Raw genomic sequence first — 11,676 nt, 5'->3', positions numbered from 1 at the left:
TGCACATTGCTGTGGCCAGTACCGGACAGATCCGCCCCTGGCTTGCCAAGCTGGCCGCGCAGCAGGTGCAGGTTTGACTATCTCGCGTATGGTGTCGACCGAATGCAGGTGCTGGGTGATTCCCATGGCCCAGCAACTGATGACACTGCTGCTGGCGGCAAGACCCTGGCGGCCTGTACTATCTCGGCCTGGGTCAATCCGGACTGCTGCACTATTTCGGCCCAGCCGGTGGCGCGCACCTGCAGCTCATATGCATCGAAATGCTGGGTATGGCGGGTGATAAAGTCGCGGTCCACCGCCTCAGGCGCTTCTTCGAGTATGTACTTGGCCATGCCACGCATGGCGGCCATGTCACCGCCCAACTTGGGGGTCAGGTATTGGTGACTGATGGTGGTGGCCGCCGGGGTCAACAGCTCGAGTGGGCTCTGCGGGCTGGCGAATCGCTCCAGCGCCACCTCCTTGAGGTTATTGAAGCTGACAATCTTGCAACCTTGGCGCGCCGCCTGGCGCAGGGCATTCATCATGCGCGGGTGGTTGGTGCCCGGGTTCTGGCCGTAGACGAAAATGGCATCTGCGCGATCAAAATCATCCAGCTCGACCGTCCCCTTGCCGATGCCAACCGACTGGATCAACGCCACCCCGCTCGCCTCATGACACATGTTGGAGCAGTCGGGAAAGTTGTTGGTGCCAAACAGGCGACCAAACAGCTGATAGAGGTAAGAGGCTTCGTTGCTGGCACGACCCGAGGTATAGAACTCGACCTGATCCGGGCTATCCAACCCCTTGAGCTGCTCGGCGATCAGTGCAAACGCCTCATCCCAGCTGATCGGCTCGTAGTGATCGGTCGCCGGGTTGTAGCGCATCGGCTCGGTCAGGCGCCCCTGATACTCCAACCAATAGTCGCTCTGAGTGGCGAGCTGGCGCACCGAATGATTGGCAAAAAAGTCCGCTCCCACCGTCTTGCCCGTCGACTCCCAGGCCACCGCCTTGGCGCCGTTCTCACAGAACTGGAAGGCACCGTGGTCATTGTCCCCCCAGGCGCAACCCGGGCAGTCGAAGCCGTCGGTCTGGTTGACCCGCAACAGATTCTTGATGTTCTGTTTGGTTTTCTGGCTGCGCAACACCTGCTTCATGGTAGACTGCAGGGACGAAAAACCGCCGGCTTTGGCGGGCTTTTCAATATGGCTCATGACATTCTCCGATGGGATCCGACGGACGATGGCTGGAATAGCACACCGGTGCATCAAACTTGGGAATATGGACAACATTCAGGTGGTACTTGAGGGCCAGCCTGACCGCCAGTTGACTGGGGGACGCGAGGCAGACGAGATGACGGGCGCCAAACAGCACGGCCTTTTGGATGAGTTCGCTGCCGCAGCGACTGGTCACCACCAGGGTGTCGCAGGCAAGCTGCCGGCGTAGCAACAGGCCGATCAGTTTATCGAGGGCATTGTGGCGCCCGATATCCTCCCGGCAGTGCACTATCTTGCCCTGCGCATCCAGCGCCAGGGCCGCATGGATGGCCCCATACTGCTGCGCCTTGAGCTGCCATTGGGCAATCTGTGGCCGCAGCCCAACCAACAATCCCGCATCAAGGGGAGGTGTGAGCGGCAAGGGACGCAACTCGGGAAAGGCCTGCTCGACCGCCTCCACCCCGCAGATGCCGCAGCCGGTTGCCCCGGTCAGCCTGCGCCGACGCCGCTGTAGTTGCGCCAGACAACGATTGGCGATGGTCACATCCAGCACGAAACCCAGCTCGGTGGGGGTCACCCGGATATCGTGTACATCGTGGTTGTGATGGATAATCGACTCGCAGAACAGAAAGCCGATGGCAAAATCGTCGAGATCGTCCGGGGTCGTCATCATCACAGCATGGTTGATGCCATTGATATTGATGGAGACAGCCACCTCCTCCACCAGATGAGCCAGGGCAGGCAAGGGCGATGGATTGATTGAACCGTCGACAGGACAGTGCGCAGACATGGGAGAGTGGCCTAAAAATACAAACTGCATTCAAGTTTAGAGAGCCAACTGCTGTAAAACCAATGAATTAAATCTATATACTGATAGAACTATTCTATTGAAGATGGACTTTCAATTGATTAGTGTTGGCAGCAACCTCCCCCAGAGCTCCGGCAAGAGCATGATGAACATCAAGCAGCTGCACTACTTTCATGAGCTGGCCCATCACCAGCATTTTGCCAAGGCAGCCAAAGCCTGCCACATCACCCAGCCCACCCTGTCGGCCAGCATCACGGCGCTGGAAAAAAACCTGGGGACAGATCTGGTGGTGCGTACCAGCCAGTTCGTCGCCCTCACCGAGGCCGGGGAACTGGTGCGCCAGTATGCCGAGCGGATGTTACTGGAGCAGGAAGCACTCAAGCAGGAGCTGGCACGCTTTCACGGTGAGCTATCGGGCACGCTGCGCATCGGCATAGTCCCGCAGTCCAATGTCGACATCATGCCGCTCATCGCCAGCTACAAGGCACGCTACCCCGATATCGTCATCCGCCTGTCGGTAATGAGCAACGAAGCCCTGCTAGCGCAGCTGGAGCTGCACCAGTGCGACATTGGTCTGGGCTTTGACGAATCGCTGAGCGCGCCGAACCGGCGCGCCTTTCACCTCTACCCCCAGGGGCACAACCGCATGGCCCTGCTGATGAGCCGCAGCGCGGCGGCCGCCCTCGGTAATGGGGCGCCCATCACCCTGGCCAGCCTGCAAGACAAACCGCTGGTACTGCCCAGCCGGAACATGCAATTTCGCCAATATCTGGATCTCGCCGCCGAGCGCGCAGGCATCAGCCTGAAGATGGTGCTCGAAACCGACTCCCTCTTTCATCTGACCAGCGCAGTCCACCACCAGCTGGGGTGGGCCATCGTCAGCGCCGGCCTCGCCCACTCTGCCAGTCAGCTTTCCGACCTGGACTACCGGCTGCTCGAACCACTCGATGTCGGATGCACCCTCTTCATGACCCGTCAACACAGCATCACTCCCGCCATGCGGGCGTTCCTTGCCCTGGTCACAGAGACAATGCCGTCTCATGACCGCTGCGTTTAGCCCCCACGGCTACCGCCTCTTGGTACGGCCCCTGCCGCTGCGCCCAAACAAAAGCCCGCCAAAGGAGGCGGGCTTGATGGTGCAATGCAGGCAGATCAGGTTGCCAGCTGCTCCCGAGGCGAGCCATGGTGGCGCAGCCAGGCAAAGCTCAGGGCGACCAGCACCACCATCACCGTCATGATGGCGCCCAGGCCAAGCTGCCCCTGCATGGGGAAGCTGGCCGCCAGCAGGGTGACCAGCCCGGCGCCGAGGTTTTGCATGCCGCCAAGAATGGCGCCGGCGGTGCCTGCCTGACCCGGGAAGGGCTCGATGGCGCAGGTGGTCGCGGTCGGATAGAGGATGCCGCTACCGATGAAGTAGACTGCGGCCCCGCCCACCAGGGACGCTGCGCTGACGATGCCAAACAGACCCGGCAGCAAGATGATCAGTGCCCCCAACGCCAAGAAGAGGATCCCAAGACGCATCAGCTTGCCCGGACTCAGTCGAAAGCTCAGACGAGCCGAGAGCCAGGCGCCGAACAAATAACCCGGCAGAGGCAGCACGAACAGGACGCTCACCGTCTTGGCATTGAAGCCGAGCACGTCACCGAGCAGCACCCCCGCCGCCGCCTCGAACACGGCAAGTCCTGCGAAGGTCGCCATCAGGCAGAGCAGATTGCCCTGGAATCTGGGGTTGCCCAGCACATGACGATAGGCGGCGCGCACCCGCAGCGGCTGGCGACGCTCTTGGGGCAATGTCTCGGCAAACCAGATCAAGATGGCGATGGTGCTGATGGCGCCAAACCCGAACAAGAACCAGTAACCAGCACGCCAGTTCAACCATTCGGTCAGCCAGCCCCCCAGCACGGGCGCCAGCAGAGGCGAGAAGATGACCCCCATGCTCACCAGGCTGTTGGCGCGGTTGAGCTCGGCCCCCTGATAGCGATCCCGCATCACGGTCCGGCTCATGGCCCCGGCTGCGCCCGTTCCCAGCCCCTGAATGAAGCTGCCCACCAGCAGGGCGCTGGCATTCGGGATCAGCTGGATAACCAGAGTACCGAGCAGAAACACCATCATGCCAATCAGCAGCACGGGGCGACGGCCCCACTTGTCGGAGAGGGGACCATAGATGAACTGGGACAAGCCGTAAGGGATGAGGTAGCAGGCCATCACCGCCTGTAGCGAGGCCGAGCTCACCCCCAGATCCGCCGCCATCACCGGGATGGAAGGCACATAAAGGGTCTGGGTCATCTGACCCACGGCGACCATCAGAATGGTCAGGAAAAACAAAGGGTAAAAGCTGTGCCGATTCATAACTGCTCCACGACATCAAAAGCATGGCGCTCCTCACCCTGGAGGGAGGAGTCATTGTCAGATCTGGATGAGTAATCACAGCGCGGAGAACCCGCGTTGATCGGGAGCAGATCAGCTCCCTTATGCTGGCCATGTTAGTGATTCAGATCACAAAACACGAACGAATCTTTGTAATCAGCTTGGCTTAGTTTTTCTAATAATACGGGGCCCGCAGGCCCCGTTTATTGCTCTCTTGTTTCTGCCGCTCGCGGGCTTATCCCTTACCGGGTCACCATCTGCTGAGCCTGCTTGACCAGATCGTCCGGGTTCTCCTTGCGCGGTGGCAACGTGACCCCCTTTTGGCAAGCGGGTCTGGCCTCCATGCGCGCCATCCAGGCTTGCAGATGCTCCAGCCCCTCGATGGAGATGCCGCTCCAGTCATAGATCCGCACCCAAGGCCAGGTGGCGATATCGGCAATGCTGTACTCGTCCGCCAGGTATTCATGATGGGCAAGATGGCCGTCGAGCACCTCAAACAGGCGGCGACCCTCTTTCTGGTAGCGTTCGATCGCGGCCGGGATCTTCTCGGGGAAGTAGCGATAGAAGACATTGGCCTGGCCCATCATGGGGCCGACGCCGCCCATCTGGAACATGAGCCACTGAATGGCCTGGGAGCGACGCTTGGGATCTTGCGGCAGCAACTTGCCCGTCTTCTCCGCCAGATAGATCAGGATAGCTCCGGATTCGAACACGGCAAAATCACCATTATCCCGGTCAACGATGGCCGGGATGCGGCCATTGGGGTTGATCGCCAGAAAATCGGGCTGCTTCTGCTCCTGAGTCGAAAAATCGAGAGGGATCAAGTTATAAGGCAGGCCCAGCTCTTCGAGAGCGATGGCGACCTTGAAGCCGTTTGGCGTCGCGGCCGTGTAGAAATCAATCATCATCTTCTCCTTGGTTGCCCGGCACACAGCGTGTCGGGCGTCTTGTGACGGAACAGTGACTCAGGCCTGGGCACTGGGCCGGCTTGATACCGCATCGTACCAGCGCTTGAGGGCTATCTGCTCATCGCTTATGTGCAGCGCCAGCGTCCTGGCAGCAAAGTCGATGGCGCACAGGGCGAGAATGTCGGCAATGGTGAAACGGTCTCCGGCAATATAGACAGATGCTTGCAGCCTTTCCTCCAGCTTGCCAAACCACTGGCCTGTCAGCAGCTTGCACTCCTGCCCCCACTCGGGGAAGCACGTTTCACGATCCTGGTAAAAGCCAGTGATGTGACGAAAGGCCATGCCCGCTGGCTGCCAGAGGTTGAACTCGATGAAGCGGCTCCACATCTCTATCTGGGCCCGCTCCAGGGGGGTCGTGCCAAACAGATTGTTATCAGGATAGAGCTCCTCGAAGTAACGGCAGATGGCGACCGATTCGCTCAGATAGCTGCCGTCATCAAGCGCCAGCACCGGGATTCGCCCGGCCGGGTTCTTGGCCAGGAAATCCGGGCTCAAATTCTCGCCGCCGCTCAGGTCGACCTGTTCATAGGCCATGTCGACCCCCTTCTCGGCCAGAAACATCCGGACCCGGCGCGCATTGGGTGCCCGCTTCAATTCATAGACTTTCATCCTGATCTCCATTTCTAAACGAACAGTTAGAAACTAGTCTTATCTAAACGAACGGTCAAGAATTTGTTATAGTGGCGACAGGAGGTACTATGGCCCGAAAAACTGCATTCGATCCAGCCGAAAAGCTGGAGCAAGCCATGACACTGTTCTGGCAAAAAGGCTTTGAGGCAACCTCGATCCAGGATCTGGTCGATGCCTTAGGCATCAATCGGTTCAGCCTCTACAACAGCTTCGGCGACAAACAAACCCTGTTTCAACTGGCACTTGATCACTACATAGACAAGGTCTCGCGCCAGCGCCTTACCCCTCTGCTGTGCGAGCACGGCGGGCTTGCGGCCATCCATGACTGGCTAGATGCCCTGGCACTGCGCCTGACTCAACCCGGCAATCTTGGCTGCTTCTTGCAAAATGCCCAGATCGGCACAGCCATGGATGAACCCAAGGTGCGCGAGCGCATCGCGGCCATGCATCAGGAGTTGCAACAGGCGCTGGCCCATGCACTCAGGGTCGCGATACGAAATGGGGAGTTGGCAGCAAACACTGACGTGGAAGCCCTGGCGCGCTTCTTGTTTGTGCATGTACAGGGCTGGGTCTTGCTCGGGAAGGGGGTGGCAATGGCGACACCTTGCATGCCGACATTGCCACCCTCAAACGACAGCTCGCCCTGTGGCAGGGCGGTCAGCCGACTGGCTAGTTAAGCGCCCCCGGCAGGCTGCGCTGGCGCAGCAGACTCAGGCGTGACAACAGTGGCAGGTAAGAGGCCAGTTTGTCGAGTAGCAGCTGGCTGCTGGTCTGGCTCTCCCACTCGTGACCATCCATCACAATGCCGTTGGAGACGAAATAGTAGCGGGGATCCCGTACATCAGGGCCACGATGCGAGCTGGCCCCTCCCGTATCTGCCGCGGTACACATCAACAGCGGCAATACCGGCAATCCAATCGATGCCTCGGTTTCCACCGCCACAGGTTCCGGCCAGTGGTCCTCATCATCGAGTAGCAAGATGGCGGCCTCATCTCGAGTCGGATTCCATTGACTCGGACTGATCACCACGATGCGATTAAAATAGGTGCCGACGTCAGCGGACTTCTGTAACGCCTGGAGCAACCCGTTGACCGCCATGGACGACGGTTTATGACTGACTAATGACAAGTTCATACGACACATCCCTATGAGTGATGGAGCTTGTTATTACACATGCCAAGGGTCTGGCGAGACAAGACTAGACCAAATTGTTATGTAAAGTCAGCTATTGGTGCATGCTATCGATTTAGCGCCTCCCTATTGGTGATAAGGCTTGCGGTTCAAAAGTATGCTGCTATAATTTCGCGTCCTTTTATCCCCGTTCTTTAACATCCAGTGGTGAACCTATGCATCCGATGCTGAATATCGCCGTGCGCGCTGCGCGCAACGCCGGTCAAGTAGTAGTAAAAGCCTTCTCCCAGCCCGAAAACATCGAGGCCACTCAGAAAGGCAGCAATGACTTCGTGACCAACGTTGACCGTGAAGCCGAAGCGGCCATCATTCATACCATCAAAAAATCTTACCCGGAACACAGCATCATCGCTGAAGAGTCTGGTGAGATTGCCGGTACCAATCCGGACTACCAATGGATCATTGACCCACTGGATGGCACGACTAACCTCGTCAAGGGCATTCCGCACTTTGCCGTCTCCATCGCCCTGCGCGTCAAAGGCAAGACCGAACAGGCTGTCGTCTACGATCCCATCCGTGACGAACTCTTTACCGCTACCCGTGGTAATGGTGCCCAGCTGAACGGCTACCGCATCCGTGTCGGCAAAGCCAAAGACCTGTCCGGCACCGTGCTGGCCACCGGCTTCCCGTTCAAGCAAAAGCACCACATCGAGTCTTACCTGAAGATGTTCCAGAGCATGTTCATCGAGTGTGCTGACATCCGTCGTGCCGCCGCTCCTTCCCTAGATCTGGCCTATGTCGCCGCCGGCCGCATCGACGGTTACTGGGAAATCGGCCTCAAGCCTTGGGAAAGTGCCGCCGGTGAGTTGCTGGCCAAAGAGTCCGGTGCCATCGTCACCGATTTCGTGGGTGGTCATAACTACGAAAACTCCGGCAACATGGTGGTTGCCAACCCGCGCGTCCTCAAGGTGATGCTCGGCAAGATCCGCGAGAATCTGCCGGAATCCCTGGCCAAATAAGCCAGTTCCGACTCTTGCACCTTAAACCCGGCTCAGGCCGGGTTTTTTTATATCTGGTACTTATAAAGGCAACCAGGGTTCCAGGCCGGCGTGTCCGCAACCACCCCCAGCCCCCTAGAAGCCATTGATACAGACCTCCCAGCCCTGAAATCGGCAGACGTCCCGGATGACTCGATGTGTCATGCTGCCGCCTGATCACATTGCCCCGCGACCACCTCCCAGGCTGCACGCTAAAAACAAACACCCGGCGCCAGGCCGGGTGTTCGGGTTGATAGCATAGAGAAGCACTGGGTCAGCATCAGCCCACCCGGCACAGGCCGCATCACGCCAGGCGGAAACGACCTATGGTCTGCTTGAGCCCGGCCGCCAACTGGCTCAATTCCAGACAGGCCTGGGCCGTGTGCTCGGCACCGGTCGCGACCTCGCGAGAGGAGTCGTTGATCCGCTCGACATTGCGACCCAGCTCATCGGAGACCGCATCCTGCTCGCTGCAGGCACTGGCGATCTGGATGGCCATATCGGCAATCTGGGCCACGGCCTCTTCAATCTGTTGAATGCCCACCCCTGTCTGCTCGCTCTGGCCGACACACTGGCGGATCATGTCACAGCTCTGCCCCGTCACCTTGCGCGCCTGATCCGCTCGGGCCTGCAACGTCTCTATGATGGCAATGATCTCCCCGGTGGAGGCCTGGGTGCGACCCGCGAGGGTGCGTACTTCATCTGCCACCACGGCAAAACCACGGCCCTGCTCACCCGCCCGCGCCGCTTCGATGGCAGCATTGAGCGCCAGCAAGTTGGTCTGATCGGCAATGCCACGGATCACATCGACCACCAGATTGATCTGGGCCGACTCCCGCTCCAGCTCGGTCACCAGGATGCCGGCCTGCTCCATCTCGGCGGCCACCTGATTGATGGCGACCAGAGAGCCCTGCACATCCTGATTGCCGCGACGAGCCAGCTGGTTGGCGGCGCTCGCAGAATCAGAGGCCATCTCGGTATTGCCAGCCACGTCAGCCACCGTCGCCTTCATCTGCGCCATGGCGGTCGCCACCAAGGTGATCTCCTGCTGCTGATGGGCGATCCCCCGTGAAGACTGCTCGGAGACAGCGCTCACCTCCTCGATGGCAGTACCCAGCTGGGTGACGGCAGCCACCACCTCTTCAATGAGCCGACGCAGGTTGTCCTGCATCTGCAACGTGGCCTTGGCAAGCATGCCCAGCTCATCCTTGCCGATGTGCTGGCGATCCAGTCTGTGGGTCAAGTCTCCGGCGGCGATGGCATTGGCCTGACTGACCACGGCCTGCAGTGGTCGGCAGATCTGGCGGGTCAGGAACCAGGTCATGGCGATCATGAACAGCACCAGGGCCCCGATGCTGACGCTGGAGAGGGTAAGCAGGGTGCTGACGCTGCCCAGCAGGCCACCCCGGTTTTCCTGCACGAAGCCCAGGTTGACGTTGATGAGGTTGTTCACCTCCTGCTCCAGACGGCTGTAACGATCATTGGTCTGGAACAACAAGGTGCGTGCCTGTTCCCGGTTGCCCTGGGTCAGCTGGCGCTCAAAATCAGCCACACTCTGCCGATAATCAAGCCAGGCCTGCTTGGTCCGATTGAATACCTGGCGCTCATTATCGCCACCAACCGTGGCTTCATAACTGCGCATGGCCCCATCCACCTTGTCGATATTGGCCTGGATCCGGCCAAGTCGCGCCTGCAGATCGGTCGCATCGTCCACCATCAGAATGGCAAACTGGGCACGGCGCACATAAGAAACGTCATACATGAGATTTTCAACCGAGATGACACTCGGCAGGGTGGAGTCGGTAAAATTCAATACGCGATCCCGCACCGTTCTTAATTCACTGGCGAGAAAGAGACCGAATATCATATTAACGATGGCGATCACGGAAAACACCAGAGCAATTTTCTTGCCGATGGAGAGGTCTTTATAAAACATGTTTACCCATATTCCTCAACTGCCGAACGGCAGAGGCTGTTGGTCATCATGTCCTTATGGCATGCGCCGCCCGGAGGTCCTGCTGGGAGGTGTCGATAGGCCGAGAAACTAAGCTCCCGTCAACGGTCGACTATATCACAGCCCCTTGCTAACCCCGACTGTTCGCACCATGAATATGGCCCAGCCATTAATATCACTGCATTAAAAAGCCCATAAATTACTCAAACTGAATTAATTAGTCTGTTTTTTGATCTGTCACTTTTATATATCACCCTTAATAGAGATGACTGTCGTTCATTGTTATAAAAATGCACTGGTTCTCATGGGCTCCCTTTTACCTGCATAGGGATCTGCTCCTCCTCTGACTCCCGCGGCTACCCCATGCCAGACTGATATTGAGCAACAGATCATCAGTGACGAATTTTTCCTGCCCAAGGCCAGCCACCATGGTGGGGCCAGCGAGCGAGTTAGGCTATGATGGGCGCCGACCCTGCCCCTATTGCTACCTGCATGTTGTTACAAGGAGCCAACCCATGATCAGACTCGCGGTGATCGGTACTAACTGGATCACAGAAAAATTCATCGAGGCGGCGCTGCTGAGCAAGGCGTTTAAACTGACCGCCGTCTACTCCCGCCAGCGCGCCACCGCAGAAGCATTTGCCGCCCAGTATGACGATCCGGCCTGCTTCGACGATCTGGCCGAGTTTGCCGCCAGTCCCAGCTTCGATGCCGTCTACGTGGCCAGCCCCAACTCCCTGCACTGCCCCCATACGCTGCAACTGCTGGCGGCGGGCAAACATGTGATCTGCGAGAAGCCACTCGGTTCAAATCTGGCCGAGGTCGAGGCCATGTATCAATGCGCCCGTGATCAGGGTGTCGTCCTGTTCGAGGCCTTCAAGACCGCCTACCTGCCAAACTTCCGCCTGCTGGCCGAGCAGCTGCCCCGTCTGGGCCAGGCGCGACGCGCCAGCTTCAGCTATTGCCAGTACTCCTCCCGTTGGCCCAAGTACCTGGCCGGTGAGCAGCCCAATACCTTCAACCCGGCCTTCTCCAACGGCTCCATCATGGACATTGGCTACTACTGCGTGGCCAGTGCCATCGCCCTGTTTGGTGCACCCGCCCGAGTCACCGCCAGTGGCCAGTTGCTGGAGACCGGGGTCGACATTCAAGGTACTGTGCTGCTGCACTACCCGGATTTCGAGATGGTGATCAGCCACTCCAAGGTCTCCGACTCCTTTATCCCAAGCGAGATCCAGGGCAGCGAAGGCGCCTTCATCATAGAGCACCTCTCCGAGAGTACCGGGCTGACCTGGGTCGGTCGGGACGGCCAGCGGGAAGTCCTGACCCTGCCCCAGTCTGACAACAGCATGATCTACGAGGCCACGGCCTTTGCCGCCCAGATAACCGCAGGCCAGATGGATGAGAGTGCTGTCACGCGCTCCATCGACACGGCGCGGGTCATCACCCAGGTACGCCAGCAGGTAGGGGTTCGCTTCCCGGCCGATCAAGCCTGATTGGCAAAGCGCTAAATGGTAAAAAGAGGCCCCGCAGTGCGGGGTCCTCTTTTTTTACGCCTGCCACCGACTCACAAGTCCTAGAGGCTCGC

Annotated in this window: 10 protein-coding genes and 1 pseudogene; 4 read left to right on the top strand and 7 right to left on the bottom strand. The window is 58.9% G+C overall.

All coding sequences use genetic code 11. The features are described from left to right. Together G113_RS15090 and G113_RS15085 are read right to left on the bottom strand one after the other, a co-directional pair. Positions 1–1,190 (bottom strand): annotated as a pseudogene (locus G113_RS15090) (molybdopterin-dependent oxidoreductase); the annotation flags it as partial. Further along, a complete protein-coding gene (locus G113_RS15085; RefSeq protein ID WP_152436068.1) occupies positions 1,177–1,983 on the bottom strand; it encodes a formate dehydrogenase accessory sulfurtransferase FdhD in 807 nt (268 codons plus the stop codon). The pseudogene G113_RS15090 and the gene G113_RS15085, both read right to left, overlap by 14 nt. Before the next feature lie 163 nt (positions 1,984–2,146). Between G113_RS15085 and G113_RS15080 the strand changes: the two genes are divergently transcribed. Next, positions 2,147–3,058, top strand: a complete 912-nt coding sequence (locus G113_RS15080; protein WP_040319282.1) for a LysR family transcriptional regulator — start codon at positions 2,147–2,149, stop codon at positions 3,056–3,058. 95 nt (positions 3,059–3,153) lie between these two features. Here G113_RS15080 and emrD read toward each other — a convergent pair whose 3' ends face one another. The 3 genes from emrD to G113_RS15065 form a co-directional block, all read right to left on the bottom strand. After that, positions 3,154–4,350: a multidrug efflux MFS transporter EmrD gene (gene emrD, locus G113_RS15075; RefSeq protein WP_005906041.1), complete on the bottom strand. Its 1,197-nt coding sequence runs from the start codon at positions 4,348–4,350 to the stop codon at positions 3,154–3,156. 260 nt (positions 4,351–4,610) lie between these two features. Beyond that, positions 4,611–5,273 (bottom strand): glutathione S-transferase family protein, encoded by a 663-nt coding sequence (locus G113_RS15070; protein WP_005906039.1) that lies wholly within the window; start codon positions 5,271–5,273, stop codon positions 4,611–4,613. A 60-nt stretch (positions 5,274–5,333) separates the two neighbouring features. After that, a complete protein-coding gene (locus G113_RS15065) occupies positions 5,334–5,945 on the bottom strand; it encodes a glutathione S-transferase family protein (RefSeq protein ID WP_005906036.1) in 612 nt (203 codons plus the stop codon). Between the two features lie 89 nt (positions 5,946–6,034). Between G113_RS15065 and G113_RS15060 the strand changes: the two genes are divergently transcribed. Continuing rightward, positions 6,035–6,643, top strand: coding sequence for a TetR/AcrR family transcriptional regulator (locus G113_RS15060; RefSeq protein ID WP_005906033.1), 609 nt, complete (start codon positions 6,035–6,037; stop codon positions 6,641–6,643). On the opposite strand, the gene G113_RS15055 is transcribed toward G113_RS15060, so the two are convergent. Then, entirely contained in the window at positions 6,636–7,100 is a 465-nt protein-coding gene (locus G113_RS15055; RefSeq protein WP_040319279.1) for a hypothetical protein, read from the bottom strand. The two genes, G113_RS15060 and G113_RS15055, sit on opposite strands and share 8 nt — an antisense overlap. A gap of 212 nt (positions 7,101–7,312) precedes the next feature. On the opposite strand from G113_RS15055, the gene suhB reads away from it, so the two are divergent. Then, complete coding sequence (suhB, locus tag G113_RS15050) at positions 7,313–8,116, top strand: inositol-1-monophosphatase (protein WP_005906031.1); 804 nt, start codon at positions 7,313–7,315, stop codon at positions 8,114–8,116. A 322-nt stretch (positions 8,117–8,438) separates the two neighbouring features. Here the strand turns inward: suhB and G113_RS15045 are convergent, their stop codons facing one another. Then, positions 8,439–10,070 (bottom strand): methyl-accepting chemotaxis protein, encoded by a 1,632-nt coding sequence (locus G113_RS15045; RefSeq protein WP_005906030.1) that lies wholly within the window; start codon positions 10,068–10,070, stop codon positions 8,439–8,441. Between the two features lie 533 nt (positions 10,071–10,603). Here G113_RS15045 and G113_RS15040 point away from each other — a divergent pair. Further along, a complete protein-coding gene (locus G113_RS15040) occupies positions 10,604–11,584 on the top strand; it encodes a Gfo/Idh/MocA family protein (RefSeq protein WP_005906029.1) in 981 nt (326 codons plus the stop codon). The last annotated feature ends 92 nt before the right edge of the window (positions 11,585–11,676 follow it).

Source organism: Aeromonas molluscorum 848 (assembly GCF_000388115.1).
Classification (GTDB): Bacteria; Pseudomonadota; Gammaproteobacteria; order Enterobacterales; family Aeromonadaceae; genus Aeromonas; species Aeromonas molluscorum.
Note: the sequence above shows the minus strand (reverse complement) of the source record. Positions and strands in the feature narration are given on the sequence as shown.

Bases quoted from the DNA above. Each gene is read 5' to 3' on its own strand.
- G113_RS15055 (WP_040319279.1), bottom strand. From the start codon at position 7,100: ATGAACTTGTCATTAGTCAGTCATAAACCGTCGTCCATGGCGGTCAAC.
- G113_RS15040 (WP_005906029.1), top strand. From the start codon at position 10,604: ATGATCAGACTCGCGGTGATCGGTACTAACTGGATCACAGAAAAATTC.
- suhB (WP_005906031.1), top strand. From the start codon at position 7,313: ATGCATCCGATGCTGAATATCGCCGTGCGCGCTGCGCGCAACGCCGGT.
- G113_RS15060 (WP_005906033.1), top strand. From the start codon at position 6,035: ATGGCCCGAAAAACTGCATTCGATCCAGCCGAAAAGCTGGAGCAAGCC.
- G113_RS15045 (WP_005906030.1), bottom strand. From the start codon at position 10,070: ATGTTTTATAAAGACCTCTCCATCGGCAAGAAAATTGCTCTGGTGTTT.
- G113_RS15065 (WP_005906036.1), bottom strand. From the start codon at position 5,945: ATGAAAGTCTATGAATTGAAGCGGGCACCCAATGCGCGCCGGGTCCGG.
- emrD (WP_005906041.1), bottom strand. From the start codon at position 4,350: ATGAATCGGCACAGCTTTTACCCTTTGTTTTTCCTGACCATTCTGATG.
- G113_RS15085 (WP_152436068.1), bottom strand. From the start codon at position 1,983: ATGTCTGCGCACTGTCCTGTCGACGGTTCAATCAATCCATCGCCCTTG.
- G113_RS15070 (WP_005906039.1), bottom strand. From the start codon at position 5,273: ATGATTGATTTCTACACGGCCGCGACGCCAAACGGCTTCAAGGTCGCC.
- G113_RS15080 (WP_040319282.1), top strand. From the start codon at position 2,147: ATGAACATCAAGCAGCTGCACTACTTTCATGAGCTGGCCCATCACCAG.